This window comes from Stenotrophomonas maltophilia, assembly GCF_025642255.1.
Lineage (GTDB): Bacteria > Pseudomonadota > Gammaproteobacteria > Xanthomonadales > Xanthomonadaceae > Stenotrophomonas > Stenotrophomonas maltophilia_P.
In genome coordinates this window covers 637,815-655,101 of the sequence record NZ_CP106759.1, presented here as the reverse complement: position 1 = coordinate 655,101, position 17,287 = coordinate 637,815, and the positions used below count along the sequence as shown (strand labels likewise).

Below are 17,287 nucleotides of genomic sequence, written 5' to 3'. Positions count from 1 at the left end.
GTGACCGGGCTTACGGCCGCCAGTTGGCGTTGTTCTCCCAGAACGCCACCGAACGCTGGTAGGCCTCACGGTCCAGCGGCACGCCGGAACCCCCCTCCTCCACACCGAGCGCATTGCGCATCATCGTGATCGGCGCCATCGGCACCTCCTCCGGTTCGGCAGTGTAGATGCAGCCGACGATGCCCCAGTCCGCATCGATCGGTGAGCCCTCTTTGGCCAGCTGCTCGGCGCTGTACAGGATCACCACCAGGTAGTTCGCACGCGGCGATTCGACGCCTTCGAACCAACGCACCAGCACCGGGAGCTCATCGCGGTTGCGCGCTTCGTAGCCGCTGCGCAGCAGGTGGCGGTTGGCATCGGTGACCGGCACGGTCAGGCAGCGCGTGCTGGTCCAGTTCTCGTAGACGAACAGCTTGCAGAACGGCGCGTAGCCGTCGAGCACCTTCAGCGGTGCGTGTGCGTTGAGATACGCCTCGAACTGCTCGGCAGTGCAGTCCTGGATGGTGTTGCCGCGCGGCACGCGCGGGAACAGGCGGGGACGGGCGAAATCGGTAAGGACGATGGACATGGTGTGCGGCGTGATCAGGAATTCAGTGGCACAGGGTACCCGCCCTTCCCCCTTCGCGGCAGGCGCTTCACACATTCATTGCACATCCATCTTGATGAAGCGATATACTGGTTCGCACCCGCCGCCATCGCCCGTGCCATGACCGCCATCAGCTTCGAGTTCTATCCGCCCAAGACCGACGAACAGCGCAGCCAGCTCGACCGTGCCGCGGCGAAGCTGAAGGACTACGCGCCCGAGTACGTGTCCTGTACGTTCGGCGCCGGTGGCTCGACCCTGAGCTACACCTCAGAGACCGTGCGCCATCTCAACCAGCACCACGGCTTCGAGGCGGCGCCTCATCTCTCCTGTGTCGGCGGCACCCGCCAGGAAATCCGCGAGCTGCTCAAGCTGTACCGCGCCATCGGCTGCCGCCGGCTGGTCGCACTGCGGGGTGACCTGCCCTCGGGCATGGGCTTTCCTGGCGACCTGCGCTACGCCGCCGAACTGATCGCCTTCATCCGTGCCGAACATGGCAATGCCTTCCGCATCGAGGTCGGTGCCTACCCCGAAACACATCCGCAGGCCTCCGATGCCCTGGCCGACCTGAAGCACTTCAAGGCCAAGATCGATGCCGGCGCCGACGCGGCGATCACCCAGTACTTCTTCAACCCCGACGCCTACTTCCACTTCGTGGATGAAGTGCGCCGGCTTGGCGTGGACGTGCCGATCACGCCCGGCATCATGCCGATCGCCAACTTCAGCCAGCTGCGCCGCTTCTCCGAGCAATGCGGTGCCGAGATCCCGCGCTGGATCGGCCGCAAGATGCAGGCCTACGGCGATGACGCGGCATCGGTGCGTGCATTCGGCGCCGAAGTGGTGGCCAAGCTGTGCCAGCGCCTGATCGAAGGCGGCGCGCCGGGCCTGCACTTCTACACACTGAACCTGGCCAAGCCGACAACGGCCGTGTTGAAACTGCTGCGGGGCTGAAAGCACGCTGCACGCGTGCATTCGGCGCTACCCTGCGTCGATGAGATCCATTTCACTCCTGCTGCTGCCGCTGCTGCTGTCCGCTGCGCCCGGCGTTGCCCACGGCCAGGCCTCGCGCCTGAACCGCTGCACCGATGCACAAGGCCAGAGCGTCTACACCGACCGGCCCTGCGACAGCATCGGCGCGCGATCACGGCTGCCACCTCCCGCTCCTGCCGGCAACCACCTGCCGCAGGACTCGCTGGGGGCGCGCTGCCCGCGCCGCCTGAGCGAGCTGGTACAGGCCCTGCGCACCGGCATCACCGGCAACGACGTGAACCGCTTGTCCTCACTCTATCTCTGGGGGGCGGTGTCCGACGCGGGCGCGCAGCGCATCCTCGGCCAGCTGGAGTCGCTGGCGCGGCGGCCACTGGTGGACGTCGTGCCGGTCTATCCGCAGCAGGCACAGGCCCTTCTCCAGGACGAGGATCCTGCACTGGCCGGATCCGCGACCGAGCCCTCCACGTCGCGCCATCCCGTAGGCCTGCGGCTTGAGCAGACGCTGCCTGGCAGCGCCACCCGCGCCGCGACGGTGCTGGGACTGCGACGTCAGTACGGCTGTTTCTGGATCACATTGTGATCGCTAGGGGTCCGATCCCGGCAATGGGGTCAGAGCCCGGCTGCGCGGGGATCTGACCCCGCGAGCGTGCTCTACTCCGGCCACAGGCTGCGGATGGCGGCGATGCCCTGCCCACCATGGCGGCGCGCCTCAGCGACCTGGCCGCGTGCCATCCCACCCAGCGCGTAGATGGGCAGCGATACCTGTGCACGCAGGGCGGCAAACGCATCCCAGCCCAGCGGCGTTGCCTCGGGATGGCTGGCGGTCGCCTGCACCGGCCCAAGCACGGCGAAGTCGCATCCCAGCCGTTGTGCGGCCTGCAGCTGCTCAAGATCGTGGCAGGAGGCTCCCACCAGCTGCCCATCCGGCAACGGTCGCGCCTGCAGGGACAACAGCTGTTCGCTGCCCAGATGCACGCCGACACCCAGCGAGCGCGCCAGTTCGATATCGCGGTTCAGCAGCCACTGCACCCCGCGCCGGTGCGCACGCAGCGCCTGCTCGATCAGGGCCTGACGGCGAGGATGCTGCAGCGGCAGGCGCAGCTGGATGCGCTGCTGGCCGCCACTGACCGCGCGCTGCAGCCGTTCCTGCCACTGCCGTTGACCGGCCTCGTCCTCACCCGGTGCAGGGGTGACCAGATAGCAGTCGGGCTCGCGCAGTGCCGCCACCACCGGCAGGTCGGCCGGCGGCATCGAGTAGCGTCCGAGCTTGTCCTGCGCGACCCAGGTGATGGCCTGGCCTTCGCGACCGCGCGGCGTGCCCTTCCAACTGCGGACGTGCCGCACCTCCAGCGTCAGGTGCTTGTCCGGGTACCGCTGTGGCACGTCCATGATCCAGTCGCCGACCTCGGCTTCGATGCCCAGTTCCTCGCGCAGTTCACGCACGAGGGCCTGCGCGGAGGTTTCGCCCGCTTCGCGCTTGCCGCCGGGGAACTCCCACAGGCCGGCCATGTCGCGGTTCTCGGTACGACGGTTGAGCAGCACGCGGCCACGGGCGTCGGTGATGACGGCCGCCACGACATGGATCGATCGGGTGGGGGAAGGCATGCAGGGAGCATGCCTACAACAGGGGGACCGGCGCAATCGCGGATCGCGTACTTTCCTGCCCCAGAACGGGAGAGCCCCGCTTTCGCGGGGCTCTGTGGCCGGTCAGCTCAGCTGGCCGTGGCAGTGCTTGTACTTCTTGCCACTGCCGCACGGGCACGGATCGTTGCGGCCGATCTTGGCTTCTTCGCGCTGCACCTGGGCCACGCCCTGCTGCGCGGCCTGCACCTGCGCCGCTTCCTCGTCGGCGCTGTAGCCGCCGGCGTCCTGGTGCTGGAACTGCGACTGGCGCAGGCGTGCCTCGACCTGCTGGCGCTCGGCCGCTTCCAGTGCCTGCACTTCCTCGTCGCTGCGGATGCGCACGCGGGCGAGCAGGGTCACCACTTCGCGCTTGACGTTCTCCAGCATGTCCGAGAACAGCTCGAAGGCTTCCTTCTTGTACTCCTGCTTCGGCTGCTTCTGCGCGTAACCCCGCAGGTAGATGCCCTGGCGCAGGTAGTCCATGCGTGCCAGGTGCTCCTTCCAGCTCTGGTCCAGCACAGTCAGCATCACGTGCTTTTCCAGCGCGCGCATGGTCTCGTCGCCGACGCTGGCTTCCTTCTCGGCGAAGTGCTGGTTGACGCGCTCCTGCACCTTGGCGGCGATGGTTTCGGCGTCCAGTTCCTCGTGCGACTTGACCAGGTCGGTCAGCGACATCTGCAGGCCGAACTCCGACTCCAGGGTCGCTTCCAGGCCACGCAGGTCCCACTGCTCGTCCACCGAGTTCGGCGGCACGAAGCGCGCAACGATGTCGAAGACGACGTCGTCGCGGATGCCATCGACGTTCTCCTTCACCGATTCGGCGTCCAGCAGTTCATCGCGCTGGGCGTAGATGACCTTGCGCTGGTCGTTGTTGACGTCGTCGAAGTCCAGCAGGTTCTTGCGGATGTCGAAGTTGTGGGCCTCGACCTTGCGCTGCGCCTTCTCGATCTGGCGGCTGACCAGGCGGTCTTCGATGACGTCGTCTTCCTTCATGCCCATCATGCGCATGGCCTTCTGCACCCAGTCGGAGGCGAAGATGCGCATCAGGTTGTCTTCCAGCGACAGGTAGAAGCGGGACGAACCCGGGTCGCCCTGGCGGCCCGAACGGCCACGCAGCTGGTTGTCGATACGACGCGATTCATGGCGCTCGGTGCCGACGATGTGCAGGCCGCCTGCCGCCTTCACTGCTTCGTGGCGCTGCTGCCAGTCGGCCTTGATCGCCGCCTTCTGTTCATCGGTGGCATCTTCGCCCAGCGCATGCAGCTCGGCTTCCAGCGAACCACCGAGCACGATGTCGGTACCACGACCGGCCATGTTGGTGGCGATGGTCACCGCGCCGGGACGACCGGCATTGGCGACGATGGTCGCTTCGCGGTCGTGCTGCTTGGCGTTGAGCACTTCGTGCTTCACGCCCGCCTTGCGCAGGTGCTCGGACAGCATTTCCGAGGTTTCGATCGAGGTGGTACCGACCAGCACCGGCTGGCCGCGCTTGGCGCATTCCTCGATGTCGGCCAGCACCGCGTTGAACTTGCCCTTGCGGTTGAGGAACACCTGGTCCGGGCTGTCCTTGCGGATGGTCGGGCGGTTGGTCGGGATCACCACCACTTCCAGGCCGTAGATGCTCTGGAACTCGAATGCTTCGGTATCGGCCGTACCGGTCATGCCGGACAGCTTCTTGTACATGCGGAACAGGTTCTGGAAGGTAATGCTGGCCAGCGTCTGGTTCTCACGCTGCACCGGCACGCCTTCCTTCGCCTCCACCGCCTGGTGCAGGCCGTCGGACCAGCGGCGACCGGCCAGGGTACGGCCGGTGAACTCGTCCACGATCACCACTTCACCATCGCGCACGATGTAGTCCACGTCACGCTGGTAGATGGCGTGCGCGCGCAGGGCGGCGTTGAGGTGGTGGACCACGGTCAGGTTCTGCGCCGCGTACAGGCCTTCGGTGTCGCCGTTGAGGATGCCGGCCTCGACCAGCAGCTGTTCGGCGTGCTCCATGCCCGCTTCGGACAGGTGCACCTGCTTGCCCTTCTCGTCGACCCAGAAGTCGCCCTCGCCGTCTTCCACTTCCTGCTTGACCAGGTTCGGCACGATGCGGTTGACGCGGATGTACAGCTCCGGGGAATCGTCGGCCGGGCCGGAGATGATCAGCGGGGTGCGTGCTTCGTCGATCAGGATGGAGTCGACTTCGTCGACGATGGCGTAATGCAGGCCGCGCTGGTAGCGATCGGCCTTGGACAGCGCCATGTTGTCGCGCAGGTAGTCGAAACCGAATTCGTTGTTGGTGCCGTAGGTGATGTCGGCGGAATAGGCTTCGCGCTTGTCGCTGTGCGGCATGCCCGGATACACCACGCCCACGCTCAGGCCCAGCCAGTTGTACAGCTTGCCCATCTGCGCGGCATCGCGGCGGGCCAGGTAGTCGTTCACGGTGACCACGTGCACGCCCTTGCCTTCCAGCGCGTTGAGGTACACCGGCAGCGTGGCCACCAGGGTCTTGCCTTCACCGGTACGCATTTCGGCGATCTTGCCCAGGTGCAGGACCATGCCGCCGATCAGCTGCACGTCGTAGTGGCGCATGCCGAGCACGCGGCGACCGGCTTCGCGGCAGACCGCGAATGCTTCCGGCAGGACCTTGTCCAGGGCCTCACCGCCGGCGATGCGCTGCTTGAACTCCGGCGTCTTGGCCTGCAGCTGCTCGTCGGAAAGCTTCTCGATCTCCGGCTCCAGCGCATTGATCTTGGCGACGATGCGGTTGAGCTGGCGCAGCTGTCGTTCGTTACGACTGCCAAATACGCGGGTAAGCAGGCTGTTGATCATTGAAGGAACCGGGTTGGATGGACACGACGCCCGGCCTTCCCTGGGGAATCCGTCCGCCGCAAACGAAACAGGGCGCTTGGCGCCCTGTCGATGGCAACACCCATTGTAGCTTGGGACGGCCGGGAGGGGTTTCAAGCGTCCCGTGCGGCGTGATCGGCCCGGATCCGGCAAACCGGGGTTGAGCAAAGGGGTCGGATCCCTTTCGCCGTGGCGAAAGGATCTGACCCCAAGGAGGGTGGCGCCGGGCCATGCCCGGCGCTGGAATCAGCCGCGGCTGATACGGCCGACCGGCGTGTTGCCGCCGTCGCCGAGGAACTTGCGCGGGTTGACCACGTTGCCGTTTTCCCACACCTCGAAGTGCACGTGGGCGCCGGTGGAGCGACCGGTGGAACCGGCCTTGGCCACTTCCTGGCCGGCACGGACCAGATCGCCGACCTTCACGACCAGGCGCGAATTGTGCGCGTAGCGGGTGACGTAGCCGTTGCCATGGTCGACATCGACGACGTTGCCGTAGCCGCCCTTGACGCCGGAGAAGCTGACCACGCCATCGGCCACGGCCATGACCGGATCGCCGACCCGGGCGTGGAAGTCCATGCCCTTGTGGGTGGCGGCACCGCGGCCGAAGGGGTCGGCACGGGTGCCGAAGCCGGACGTGACATAGCTGTTGCGGATCGGCATGCGCGAAGGCACGGCGTTCTGCTGCAGCTGGTGATCGAACATCAGCGATTCCATCACCGACAGCTGGCGGCCTGAAGCAGCGAAACGCTGCTCCAGCACCTGTAAGTCGGCGTTGACATCCTTGACCGGGATGTCCGAGGTCGGGCCGCCGGCATCGCCGTCACCCAGGCCGGGAGTTTCGTTGAAGTCGAACTCGCCATCTTCCAGCTTGCCCATCTGGGTCAGCCGTTCGCCCAGGGCGTTGAGGCGGGTGGCCTGCGCCTGCAGCTCGCCGAGGCGGGCCGCCAACGCGTTGACCTGGGTCTGCGCATCGCGCTGGACCTTGGCCAGTTCAGCCTCCTGGCGGTCGACCTTGGCCTGCAGCCGCGAATCGTTGAACGCGTTGGCGCCGATTCCGCCTGCAAAGCCGATAATGCAGCCTACCCCGAGCACGCTGCCCAGCAGGGCACGGGGGCGGTCCTCGAAATAGAACCGCAAACGCGTGAGCGCCGATTTGGCCTGACCTTCACGCGTTTTGATTACGATCTTTTTGAATGCCATCAGTGAGTTTTCATGTCTGAGCCGAAATCCAGCGTTCGCCCCGCTTCCGTGCCGAAACCGGCACTGGATGCGGTAATGGCGGACAAAAGCGGGAACCCGCTGCGGCGTGCCTTGTGGCTCGACGCGCTGGACCGTCAGTTGCGCCCCCAGTTGCCGCCACCTCTGCGCAGCCGTTGCCGGCTGGCCAATGTGGACGGGGAACACCTCGTTTTTCTCGTCGAGTCCCCGGTCTGGCATGCCAAGTTCCGGCTTGCCGAGGCCCAGCTTCTCGACGCGGCCCGGTCCATCGGGCTGAAGGCCACCAGGGTGACCATCAAGACTGCGTCCACCACTCCCTCACGCTCCCCAGCGATCGACAACCGGAATGGCCCCCACGCAGTTTCAGCCGCCACGCACAAAGGGCTACGCGACGCCTTGGCAGCCCTGCAGGATGTTCCTTCGAAGCCGAAGAAGCGGTCCTGAGGACAACGGAGCCTCCTGCTCCGCTCCCCGTCGCGCGTGTCACCGCAGCGTGAAACATTTCGGGGGCCGGGTCGCATCCTAGCGGTCCCCGGTGGACCTGTCGTTAGATTGTTGTTAAAACAACGTTAAATTCAGGCTTCCGATCCAACAGGTTCACGAAACCGTGACGACAGACCGACAGTCGCGTCACCTGCTGCGTCGTATCCATCGCAGCCTCCAGAAATGCGGACGCCGCCCTGAGAGGCGGCGTTTTTTCCTTTCAATTCAAAACGTTATGTGGATCAGGCGTAGGCCGGGGTGGCGTACTCGACCGGATCCGGTACCGCCGGCGAGTCATAGCTGACCCACTCCCACGCGCTGGCATCGGCCATCAGCGCGCGCACCAGCTTGTTGTTGAGCGCGTGACCGGACTTGAAGCCCTCGTAGGCGCCCAGCACCTGGCCACCGGCGAGGTAGAGGTCGCCGATCGCATCAAGAATCTTGTGGCGCACGAATTCGTCGGCGTATCGCAGCCCGTCTTCGTTGAGCACGCGGAACTCGTCAAGCACGATGGCGTTGTCCATCGACCCGCCCAGGCCCAGATTGCGTTCACGCATGTACTCCAGGTCGCGCATGAAGCCGAAGGTGCGCGCGCGGGAGATTTCCTTGGTGTACGCCAGCGTGGAGAATTCGATTTCCTGGCGTGACTGCTTGGCCGGGATCATCGGGTGGTCGAACTGGATGGTGAAGCCCAGCTTGTACCCCTCGTAGGGCGTGAAGCGGGCCACCTTGTCACCCTCGGTCACTTCCACGGTCTTGAGCACGCGGATGAAGCGCTTGGGCGCATCCTGTTCCACGATGCCTGCCGACTGCAGCAGGAACACGAACGGGCCGGCCGAACCGTCCATGATCGGCAGCTCTGCCGAGGACAGCTCAACGATGATGTTGTCCACACCCAGGCCGGCCAGAGCCGACATCAGGTGTTCAACGGTCTGGACCTTGGCGTCGTTGCAGGTCAGGCCGGTGCACAGGGTCACTTCGGTGACCAGCTCCGCCTTGGCCGGCACTTCCACCACCGGATCCAGATCCACGCGGCGGAACACGATGCCGTGGTTGACCGGTGCCGGGCGCAGGGTCATGTAGACCTTGTCACCGCTGTGCAGGCCAACGCCGGTGGCGCGGATCGTGTTCTTGAGGGTGCGTTGCTGGATCATGGGGGCAGACCGGAAGTGACACCTTAGATTAACACGCGCACTCCCCTACCCCGGCTGAAACGGCGGCAGGACACACCGGCGCGCGGGTGGGACACGCGTGAAGGGCCGCCGGGCCTATCCTGGCCCGGCGCCCGCACTTCAGGACATGGTGGCGCGACCCGGGGAGGACAAGCCCCGGGCAGCTCCGCTCAGTCCGCCTGGCGGCGCAGGAACGCCGGGATGTCCAGGTAATCGTTCGGCAGTTCCGCCGCCGCCGGGGCCGAAGAGGCCGGGGCCGACGCGGTGGAGGCTGCCGCGGTATCGCTGCTGGCACGACGCAGGCCCAGGCCCATGCCGCCCACGGCCTTGGAGACCGCGTCGCCACCCGTGTCGAACTCGCCGAACTCCGGCTGGCCGGTGGTGGCATTGCGCACCAGCTTGATCGGCGCACGCTCGCCCGGACGCTGGCTCTTGCTGGCCGACACGCGGTTCAGGCCGGTAGCCACCACCGTCACGCGCACTTCGTCCTGCATGTCCGGATCCAGCACGGTACCGACCACCACGGTGGCATCTTCGGACGCGAAGCCATCGATGGTGCGGCCGATCTCGTCGAACTCGGCCATGGTGAAGTCGGCGCCGGCGGTGATGTTGACCAGGATGCCGTTGGCACCGGCCAGGTTCACATCGTCCAGCAGCGGGTTCTGGATCGCCGCTTCGGCGGCAGCCTGGGCACGGTCATCGCCACGGGCGGTGCCGGTACCCATCATCGCCAGGCCCATTTCGGACATGACGGTGCGCACGTCGGCGAAGTCGACGTTGATCAGGCCCGGACGCACGATCAGGTCAGCGATGCCCTGCACGGCGCCCTGCAGCACGTCATTGGCAGCACGGAACGCCTGGATCATGGTGGCGTTGCGGCCCAGCACGGTGATCAGCTTCTCGTTCGGAATCGTGATCAGCGAGTCGCAGTGCTGGCTCAGTTCCTCGATGCCCTTCAGCGCAACCTGCATGCGGCGACGGCCTTCGAACGGGAACGGCTTGGTGACCACGGCCACGGTCAGGATGCCCATTTCCTTGGCCAGCTGCGCCACCACCGGCGCCGCACCGGTGCCGGTGCCACCGCCCATGCCGGCGGTGATGAACACCATATCGGCGCCCTGCAGGGCGTCCATGATGCGCTCACGGTCTTCCAGGGCGGCCTGGCGGCCCACTTCCGGGTTCGCGCCTGCGCCCAGGCCCTTGGTCACGTTGGTGCCCAGCTGCAGCTGCAGCTTCGCACCGCAATTCTTGATGGCCTGCGAGTCGGTGTTGGCGGTGATGAACTCCACGCCGTCCACCGCCGAGTTGACCATGTGCGCCACGGCATTGCCGCCGCCGCCGCCCACGCCAACCACCTTGATCACCGCATTGGGTGCCATCTTTTCGATCAGTTCAAAATGCGCCATGTCCGTGTCCTCGTTGTATCCGCTTTCGATGGCATGGGCATTCGGGCGTCCTGCCGTCCTGCTGCATGCCGCCGTTGCGGCTGTGTGGGTTGTGTGTTGCCGGTGTTGCGTTGTGTTGCGGGTGTTGCATCCGGGCGATGCCCGGCGTTAAGGGTTCCGCGTCAGAACTCGCCGCGGAACCAGGTCTTGAGTTTCTTGAACATGCTGCCGGCGCGCCCGGTCGGCAGCGATGGCCGGCGCGGATGCTCGATCTGGCTGCCCATCAGCAGCAGGCCCACGCCGGTGGCGTGCACCGGGTTGCCGACCACTTCGCCCAGGCCGGTGACGTGCTGCGGAATTCCCACGCGCACCGGCATCTGCAGCATCTCTTCAGCCAGCTCGACCACGCCTTCCATCTTCGATGCACCGCCGGTGAGCACCATGCCCGCGCGCACCAGCTCTTCGAAGCCGGAGCGACGCAGTTCGGCCTGCACCATCTCGAAGATTTCCTCGTAGCGGCCCTGCACTGCCTGCGCCAGCGAATGGCGCGGCATGCGCCGCGGTGGGCGATCACCCACCGACGGCACCTGGATGCTCTCCTCGGCAGTGGCCAGCTGGGCCAGGGCGCAGGCGTAGCGCACCTTGATCTGCTCGGCTTCCGGGGTCGGCGTGCGCAGCATGTGCGCGATGTCGTTGGTGACGTGGTCGCCGGCAATCGGCAGCGATGCGGTGTGGCAGATCGCGCCCTGCACGAACACCGCGATGTCGGTGGTGCCTGCGCCCATGTCGACCAGCACCACGCCCAGCTCGCGTTCGTCGGCGGTCAGCACCGCCACGCTGGAGGCCAGCGAGGACAGCACCAGATCATCCACCTGCAGGCCGCAGCGCTGCACGCACTTGCTGATGTTGGCGGCGGCGGACTGCGCGCACACCACCAGGTGTGCATGCACTTCCAGGCGCACACCGGTCATGCCCACCGGGTTGCGGATGCCTTCCTGCGAATCATCCAGCACGTACTCGCGCGGGATCGCATGCAGGATCTTCTGGTCAGCCGGAATCGCCACCGCCTTGGCAGCGTCGAGCACGCGGTCCAGGTCGCCCCAGGTCACCTCGCCATCGCGGATCGGCACGATTCCCGGCGAGTTCTTGCACTGCACGTGGTTGCCGGAGATCGAGGCGTAGACCGAACGGATCTCGCAGCCGGCCATCAGCTCGGCCTCTTCGACCGCACGCTGGATCGACTGCACGGTCGATTCGATGTCCACCACCACGCCGCGCTTGAGGCCGCGCGACTCGTGCGATCCGATGCCGATCACTTCGATCGGATTGCCCGGCGAATACTCGCCCACCAGCGCCACCACCTTGGAGGTGCCGATATCCAGGCCGACGATCAGCGATTTGTCACCCTTGCGATTCATGTCCTTTCCTGCGTCCTTCTTGCCGGGGTCGCCGGCGCGTCAGCCGGCGCGGCCGGGGTGCCCCAGCTCAGCGTGAAACCATTGGTGTAGCGGAGATCGGCGCGCTCGATCGGCGCAGCCTGGTTGGCCAGTTGTGGCAGCACGCGCACGAAGCGCTGCAGGCGCGAACGGGCGTCATCGCGCCCGACCACCACTTCGGTGCCGTTGCTCAGCACCAGCGACCAGCTGCCGCGCGCATCCATGGTCAGCCGGCGCACGTCGACGCCGGCAGGCGCGAACAGCGCGCGTGAATCGTTGTACAGCTTGACCACTTCCTCGGTCTGGCTGTCGGGGCCATCCAGCTCGGGCAGCTGCAGGTCGGCCAGCTTCTTCGGCGTGGGGAACAGCTTGCCCTGCTCGGACAGCAGGCGACCCTCGCCCCAGCGGGCGAAAGGCTTGTGCTCGACCAGGGTCACTTCCAGCACGTCAGGCCACTGCTTGCGCACCTGCGCGCTTTCCACCCACGGCAGCTTCTCCAGTGCGTCCTGCGCATCCTGCAGCTTGACCGCGAAGAACCCGGCACGCGCATACGGCAACAGCACCTGCTGCAGCTGCTCGGCCGGCACGCGCTTGAATTCACCGTGCACGCGCAGCTTCGCCAGCGGCCAGCGCTCGGCGCCGACCCAGCCATTGACAACGGCCACCACCGGCAGTGCCACCACCGACAGCGCCAGAAGCCAGACGAAGATGCGCAGCACCGCGTTCATGCGTGGCCAGCCTCCAGGGTCTGTTCAAGCACGCGCCATACCAGCTCCTCGAAGCCGATGCCGGCCTGGCGGGCCGCCTTGGGCACCAGCGAGTGGCTGGTCATGCCCGGCGCGGTGTTCACTTCCAGCAGGAAGAAGCGGCCACTGGCCCGGTCACGCATCACGTCCACGCGCCCCCAGCCACGGCAGCCGGCGGCGCGGAACGCGGCCAGCGCGATGCGACGGAGCTCGTCCTCGGCCTCGCCGTCCAGGCCCGGGCACAGGTACTGGGTATCTTCTGCGATGTACTTGGCGTTGTAGTCGTACCACTGGCCCTTGGGCACGATGCGGATCGACGGCAGTGCGACGTCGCCAAGGATGGCGACGGTCAGCTCGTCGCCGACCACCATCTGCTCCATCAGCAGCTGGCCGTCGTAGCGCGCGGCCAACGCCACCGCCTCGTCCAGGCCTGCTTCGTCGGTCACACGGCTGATGCCCACGCTGGAGCCTTCGTTGGCCGGCTTGACCACCACCGGCAGGCCCAGCTCGCGCGCCTGTGCGTGGACGGTCTCGGCAGTGACCTTCCGGTACTGCGGGGTGGGTAAACCGACCGACAGCCATACCTGCTTGGTGCGGATCTTGTCCATGCTCAATGCCGAACCCAGCACGTCCGAGCCGGTATACGGCACGCCGAAGGCGTCCATCAGGCCCTGCACGATGCCATCCTCTCCGCCACCGTTGTGGCCGTGCAGGATGTTGAACACGCGATCGATGCCGCCGCCGGCCAATGCCCGGGCCAGGGCCGGAATGCCGTCCACGGCGAACGCATCGACGCCGCGCGACTGCAGCGCCTCCAGCACGTTGCGGCCGGAATCCAGCGACACCTCGCGCTCGCTGGAGGTACCGCCGAGCAGCACGGCGACGCGACCGAACGCGGCCGGGTCGGTACTGCGCAGCGGCGGGAAGGTCAGCGTGCTCACGCCTCGCCCTCCGCCTTGAAGCCTTCCACTGCGATGTGGGTGGCGACGGCGCCGATATCGCCGGCCCCCATCATCAGCAGCAGGTCACCATCCTGCAGCACGTCCGGCAGCACGCTCGCCAGCTCGGCGGCCTTGCCCACCACCACCGGCTCGCTGCGGCCGCGGGCGCGGATGGCGCGTGCCAGCGCATGCGAATCGGCACCTGCGATCGGCTCCTCGCCGGCCGGGTAGACCTCGCTCAGTACCAGCGCGTCGACGCTGGACAGCACTGCAGCGAACTTGTCGAACTGGTCGCGGGTGCGGCTGTAGCGGTGGGGCTGGAACGCGACCACCAGGCGCTTGTCGGCCCAGCCGCCGCGGGCAGCGGCGAACACCGCCTCCAGTTCGCTCGGGTGATGACCGTAATCATCGATGATCCGCACCCTGGCACCGCTGGCGGTGGCTACTTCGCCCAGGTCATTGAAGCGACGGCCGACGCCGGCGAAGGCCTCCAGCGCACGGGCAATTGCATCCGGTGCCACGCCCAGCTGCCAACCGACCGCAGCGGCGGCCAGCGCGTTGAGCACGTTGTGCCGGCCCGGCAGTGCCAGCACCACTTCCTGGCTGGTGCCCTGCGGCAGGCGCAGGGTGAAGCGCATGCGCGAGCCCTCCTGCACCACGTTCTCGGCGCGCACGTCGGCCTGCGGGCTCATGCCGTAGCTCATGACGTGGCGCGGCGTCCTGGCGGCCAGTGCAGCCACTTCCGGATCGTCGATGCACAGCACCGCCAGCCCGTAGAACGGAAGGCGCTGCAGGAATTCGGCGAATGCGGCCTGCACCCGGGCGAAGTCGTTGCCGTAGTTCTCCAGGTGGTCCGCATCGATGTTGGTGATGATCGACATCAGCGGATTCAGGCGCAGGAAGCTGCCATCGCTCTCATCGGCCTCTGCCACCAGCCACTGCCCACCGCCGAGCTTGGCGTTGGCGCCGGCGGCCAGCAGCTGGCCACCGATCACGAAGGTCGGGTCCAGGCCGCCCTCGCTCAGCACCGCTGCCGTCAGGCTGGTGGTGGTGGTCTTGCCATGGGTGCCGGCCACGGCGATGCCACGCCGGAAGCGCATCAGCTCGGCCAGCATCGCCGCACGCGGCATGATCGGAATGCGCTGGCTGCGCGCCTCCATCAGCTCCGGGTTGTCTTCGCGGATCGCGCTGGACACCACCACGCAGTCGGTGCCCAGCACATTGGCCGCCGAATGGCCACGCATGATGCGTGCGCCCAGGCCGGCCAGGCGGCGGGTGGCCGCATTGTCGGCATTGTCCGAACCGGACACTTCATAACCCAGCGTCAGCATCACTTCGGCGATGCCGCTCATGCCGGTGCCGCCGATGCCGACGAAGTGCACGCGCGGGAAGGCGCGCACCAGGTCGTTGGTGTCGTGCAGGCGACGGATCATGCGCGGCCTCGCGCAGGGCAGGCGCGCTGGCATGCCTTCTTCATACAGCTTCCTCGAGAATGATATCGGCGATGCGCTCGGCGGCATCGACCTTGGCCAGGGCACGCGCGGCTTGCGCCATCTGCATGCGGCGGCCGGGATTTTCGGACAGATCGCGCAGCAGTGCGGCAATGCCGTCTGCCAGCGTTCCGTCCTGCTTCAGCAAAACCGCCGCGCCGCGCTCGACCAGATACTCCGCGTTGCGGGTCTGGTGATCGTCGACGGCGGCGGGGAATGGCACCAGCACGCTGCCGACACCGACCGCGCACAACTCGGCCAGGGTCGATGCCCCGGCACGGCACACGACCAGGTCGGCCCACGCGAATGCCTCGGCCATGTCCGCGATGAACGGCGTGATCTGCGCCTGCACGCCCGCCTTGGCATAGGCCTCGACCGCTTCGGCGTGCAGCTTCTCGCCGCTCTGATGGCGCACCTGCACCGGCACTTCGGCACCGAGCGCTGCGATGGCCTGCGGCACGCCGCTGTTGAGTGCGCGCGCACCCTGGCTGCCACCCACCACCAGCACGCGCAACGGACCGTGGCGATCGGCGAAACGCTGTTCCGGCGGCGCGATCGCGGCGATCTCCGCACGCACTGGATTGCCCACCGCTTCTTCACCCTTGGCGAAGGTGCCCGGGAACCCGGTCAGCAGGCGGCGCGAGTAGCGCGACAGGATGCGGTTGGTCATGCCGGGTGCGCGGTTCTGCTCGTGCACCAGCAGTGGCAGCCCATGCAGGCGGGTGGCCATGCCACCGGGTCCCGAGGCGAATCCGCCGAAGGCAATCACCGCACGCGGCTGGCGACGGCGGATGATCATGCCGGCCGCACGCAACGCGCGCATCAGCCGCCACGGTGCGCCCAGCAGTGCCAGCTTGCCCTTGCCACGCAGGCCGGTGATGGACAGCGTGTCGATCGGAATGTCGTGCTGCGGCACCAACCGGGTTTCCATCGCGCCTTCGGCGCCCATCCAGGTGACCGGCACGCCACGCTCGCGCAGCACGCGGGCCACGGCCAGCCCCGGGAAGATATGCCCGCCGGTACCACCGGCCAGGATCATCACCGGGCGAACGTTGTGGTCGGCAGCGCTCATCCGAGCCTCCCGAAAGTCGGTTCGACGCGGGACTGCAGGCGGCTGGTGCCACGCACGGCAGGGCCCGCGCCGGCAGGCGCGTCCGCGCCCATCGGCAGCGCCCCCGCGGACGGGGCGGACGGCTCTTCGGCCGGTGCGGTGGCAGCATCGTCGCCGCCGCCGATGCGCACGGCCTGGCGGCGCTCGGCACGCTTCAGCTCGTAGGACACGCGCAGCAGCAGGCCCATCGCCACGCAGGTCATCAGGACCGACGAACCGCCCGAGGAGATCAGCGGCAGGGTCAGGCCCTTGGTCGGCAGGATGCCCAGGTTCACGCCGATCGAAACGAAGGTCTGCATGCTGATCCACAGGCCGATGCCGAAGGCGATGTAGCCGGAGAAGTGGCGCTTCATTTCCACGCAGCGCATGCCCAGCCAGAAGGTGCGGCCGACCAGCAGCGCGAACAGGGCGATGATGACGCAGGTGCCCATGAAGCCGAATTCCTCGGCGGTCACCGAGAAGATGAAGTCGGTATGTGCTTCGGGCAGGTAGTACAGCTTCTGTACCGAATTGCCGAGGCCGACGCCGGTCCACTCGCCGCGCCCCACCGCCATCAGCGCGTTGGACAGCTGGTAGCCGTCGCCCTGCTGGTCGGCCCACGGGTCCAGGAACGAGGTGATGCGGCGCATGCGGTACGGCTCGATGATCGCCAGCGCGCTCATGCCGACCAGGCCGATGATCACCGGCATCGACATGCGCGGCATGTTGACTCCGCCCAGCACCAGCATGCCGGCCGTGATCGCCAGCAGCAGGGTCGACGAACCGAAGTCGGGCTGCAGCAGCAGCAGCACCACCAGCGCACCGGCCACGCCCAGCGGCTTGAGCATCGCCGGCCAGGTCGCGTTGACCTCGTCGCGGAAGCGCACCAGGTAGCTGGACAGCCAGACGATGTACAGCACCTTCACCGCTTCCACGGTCTGGAACTTGGAGACCCCCAGGTTGATCCAGCGGCGGGCACCATTGACGCTGCTGCCCAGACCGGGAATGAACACCACCAGCAGCAGTGCGAAGCAGCCCAGCAGCAGCACCTGGTTGTACTGCTCGATGGACTTCAGCTCGGTACGCGCGGCAATGGCCGCCAGCACGATGCCGATCGCCAGGAACACCAGGTGGCGGTTGAGGTAGTAGAACGGGCTGCTCATCAACGCGATCGAGCTCGACGCCACCATCACCACGCCCAGCCCGGTGAGCGCGAGCATCGCACCCAGCAGCCACTTGTCGTAGCTGCCTTCGATGGCTTCGAGGCGTGTTGCCTGGCGGGACAGGTCGTTCAT

At 66.9% G+C, this 17,287-nt stretch carries 15 protein-coding genes; 3 read left to right on the top strand and 12 right to left on the bottom strand.

Annotated features, from left to right (window positions below):
- Nucleotides 1-10: 10 nt before the first annotated feature.
- On the bottom strand, nucleotides 11-568 hold the full coding sequence (locus tag N8888_RS02925) for a DUF3228 family protein (protein WP_065175850.1): 558 nt from the start codon (nucleotides 566-568) through the stop codon (nucleotides 11-13).
- Nucleotides 569-706: 138 nt separating this feature from the next.
- Here N8888_RS02925 and metF point away from each other — a divergent pair, with 138 nt between their 5' ends.
- Together metF and N8888_RS02915 are read left to right on the top strand one after the other, a co-directional pair.
- Nucleotides 707-1,534, top strand: coding sequence for a methylenetetrahydrofolate reductase [NAD(P)H] (gene metF, locus N8888_RS02920; RefSeq protein ID WP_111186343.1), 828 nt, complete (start codon nucleotides 707-709; stop codon nucleotides 1,532-1,534).
- 40 nt (nucleotides 1,535-1,574) lie between these two features.
- A complete protein-coding gene (locus N8888_RS02915; RefSeq protein WP_111186308.1) occupies nucleotides 1,575-2,153 on the top strand; it encodes a DUF4124 domain-containing protein in 579 nt (192 codons plus the stop codon).
- Nucleotides 2,154-2,224: 71 nt separating this feature from the next.
- On the opposite strand, the gene N8888_RS02910 is transcribed toward N8888_RS02915, so the two are convergent.
- From N8888_RS02910 to N8888_RS02900, 3 genes are all read right to left on the bottom strand, one after another.
- The gene (locus N8888_RS02910) at nucleotides 2,225-3,178 is read right to left on the bottom strand and encodes a Nudix family hydrolase (protein WP_053516444.1); all 954 of its coding nucleotides are present in this window, start codon (nucleotides 3,176-3,178) and stop codon (nucleotides 2,225-2,227) included.
- Nucleotides 3,179-3,280: 102 nt separating this feature from the next.
- Nucleotides 3,281-6,013 carry a preprotein translocase subunit SecA gene (gene secA / locus N8888_RS02905; RefSeq protein WP_053516445.1) on the bottom strand — a complete coding sequence of 911 codons (2,733 nt, stop codon included), beginning with the start codon at nucleotides 6,011-6,013 and terminating at the stop codon, nucleotides 3,281-3,283.
- Between the two features lie 264 nt (nucleotides 6,014-6,277).
- Nucleotides 6,278-7,231 carry a M23 family metallopeptidase gene (locus N8888_RS02900; protein WP_053516446.1) on the bottom strand — a complete coding sequence of 318 codons (954 nt, stop codon included), beginning with the start codon at nucleotides 7,229-7,231 and terminating at the stop codon, nucleotides 6,278-6,280.
- A 12-nt stretch (nucleotides 7,232-7,243) separates the two neighbouring features.
- Between N8888_RS02900 and N8888_RS02895 the strand changes: the two genes are divergently transcribed.
- Nucleotides 7,244-7,693: a DciA family protein gene (locus N8888_RS02895; RefSeq protein ID WP_053516447.1), complete on the top strand. Its 450-nt coding sequence runs from the start codon at nucleotides 7,244-7,246 to the stop codon at nucleotides 7,691-7,693.
- Nucleotides 7,694-7,974: 281 nt separating this feature from the next.
- On the opposite strand, the gene lpxC is transcribed toward N8888_RS02895, so the two are convergent.
- From lpxC to ftsW, 8 genes are all read right to left on the bottom strand, one after another.
- Nucleotides 7,975-8,886, bottom strand: coding sequence for a UDP-3-O-acyl-N-acetylglucosamine deacetylase (gene lpxC, locus N8888_RS02890; protein WP_053516449.1), 912 nt, complete (start codon nucleotides 8,884-8,886; stop codon nucleotides 7,975-7,977).
- A 188-nt stretch (nucleotides 8,887-9,074) separates the two neighbouring features.
- On the bottom strand, nucleotides 9,075-10,310 hold the full coding sequence (gene ftsZ, locus N8888_RS02885; RefSeq protein ID WP_053516450.1) for a cell division protein FtsZ: 1,236 nt from the start codon (nucleotides 10,308-10,310) through the stop codon (nucleotides 9,075-9,077).
- Nucleotides 10,311-10,471: 161 nt separating this feature from the next.
- Nucleotides 10,472-11,707, bottom strand: coding sequence for a cell division protein FtsA (gene ftsA / locus N8888_RS02880; RefSeq protein WP_005408083.1), 1,236 nt, complete (start codon nucleotides 11,705-11,707; stop codon nucleotides 10,472-10,474).
- The gene (locus tag N8888_RS02875; RefSeq protein ID WP_053516451.1) at nucleotides 11,704-12,453 is read right to left on the bottom strand and encodes a cell division protein FtsQ/DivIB; all 750 of its coding nucleotides are present in this window, start codon (nucleotides 12,451-12,453) and stop codon (nucleotides 11,704-11,706) included. Before N8888_RS02875 ends, ftsA begins: the two co-directional genes overlap by 4 nt.
- The gene (locus N8888_RS02870; protein ID WP_263177351.1) at nucleotides 12,450-13,412 is read right to left on the bottom strand and encodes a D-alanine--D-alanine ligase; all 963 of its coding nucleotides are present in this window, start codon (nucleotides 13,410-13,412) and stop codon (nucleotides 12,450-12,452) included. The genes N8888_RS02875 and N8888_RS02870 overlap by 4 nt, the downstream gene beginning before the upstream one ends.
- On the bottom strand, nucleotides 13,409-14,845 hold the full coding sequence (murC, locus tag N8888_RS02865) for a UDP-N-acetylmuramate--L-alanine ligase (protein WP_263177350.1): 1,437 nt from the start codon (nucleotides 14,843-14,845) through the stop codon (nucleotides 13,409-13,411). The genes N8888_RS02870 and murC overlap by 4 nt, the downstream gene beginning before the upstream one ends.
- A gap of 40 nt (nucleotides 14,846-14,885) precedes the next feature.
- Nucleotides 14,886-15,974: an undecaprenyldiphospho-muramoylpentapeptide beta-N-acetylglucosaminyltransferase gene (murG, locus tag N8888_RS02860; protein ID WP_065175811.1), complete on the bottom strand. Its 1,089-nt coding sequence runs from the start codon at nucleotides 15,972-15,974 to the stop codon at nucleotides 14,886-14,888.
- Complete coding sequence (gene ftsW, locus N8888_RS02855) at nucleotides 15,971-17,287, bottom strand: putative lipid II flippase FtsW (RefSeq protein ID WP_263177347.1); 1,317 nt, start codon at nucleotides 17,285-17,287, stop codon at nucleotides 15,971-15,973. Before ftsW ends, murG begins: the two co-directional genes overlap by 4 nt.

What these genes read in the sequence shown, in the direction of transcription:
- N8888_RS02925 (WP_065175850.1), bottom strand. Translation starts at nt 568, where the DNA reads ATGTCCATCGTCCTTACCGATTTCGCCCGTCCCCGCCTGTTCCCGCGC.
- metF (WP_111186343.1), top strand. Translation starts at nt 707, where the DNA reads ATGACCGCCATCAGCTTCGAGTTCTATCCGCCCAAGACCGACGAACAG.
- N8888_RS02915 (WP_111186308.1), top strand. Translation starts at nt 1,575, where the DNA reads ATGAGATCCATTTCACTCCTGCTGCTGCCGCTGCTGCTGTCCGCTGCG.
- N8888_RS02910 (WP_053516444.1), bottom strand. Translation starts at nt 3,178, where the DNA reads ATGCCTTCCCCCACCCGATCGATCCATGTCGTGGCGGCCGTCATCACC.
- secA (WP_053516445.1), bottom strand. Translation starts at nt 6,013, where the DNA reads ATGATCAACAGCCTGCTTACCCGCGTATTTGGCAGTCGTAACGAACGA.
- N8888_RS02900 (WP_053516446.1), bottom strand. Translation starts at nt 7,231, where the DNA reads ATGGCATTCAAAAAGATCGTAATCAAAACGCGTGAAGGTCAGGCCAAA.
- N8888_RS02895 (WP_053516447.1), top strand. Translation starts at nt 7,244, where the DNA reads ATGTCTGAGCCGAAATCCAGCGTTCGCCCCGCTTCCGTGCCGAAACCG.
- lpxC (WP_053516449.1), bottom strand. Translation starts at nt 8,886, where the DNA reads ATGATCCAGCAACGCACCCTCAAGAACACGATCCGCGCCACCGGCGTT.
- ftsZ (WP_053516450.1), bottom strand. Translation starts at nt 10,310, where the DNA reads ATGGCGCATTTTGAACTGATCGAAAAGATGGCACCCAATGCGGTGATC.
- ftsA (WP_005408083.1), bottom strand. Translation starts at nt 11,707, where the DNA reads ATGAATCGCAAGGGTGACAAATCGCTGATCGTCGGCCTGGATATCGGC.
- N8888_RS02875 (WP_053516451.1), bottom strand. Translation starts at nt 12,453, where the DNA reads ATGAACGCGGTGCTGCGCATCTTCGTCTGGCTTCTGGCGCTGTCGGTG.
- murC (WP_263177350.1), bottom strand. Translation starts at nt 14,845, where the DNA reads ATGATCCGTCGCCTGCACGACACCAACGACCTGGTGCGCGCCTTCCCG.
- murG (WP_065175811.1), bottom strand. Translation starts at nt 15,974, where the DNA reads ATGAGCGCTGCCGACCACAACGTTCGCCCGGTGATGATCCTGGCCGGT.
- ftsW (WP_263177347.1), bottom strand. Translation starts at nt 17,287, where the DNA reads ATGAACGACCTGTCCCGCCAGGCAACACGCCTCGAAGCCATCGAAGGC.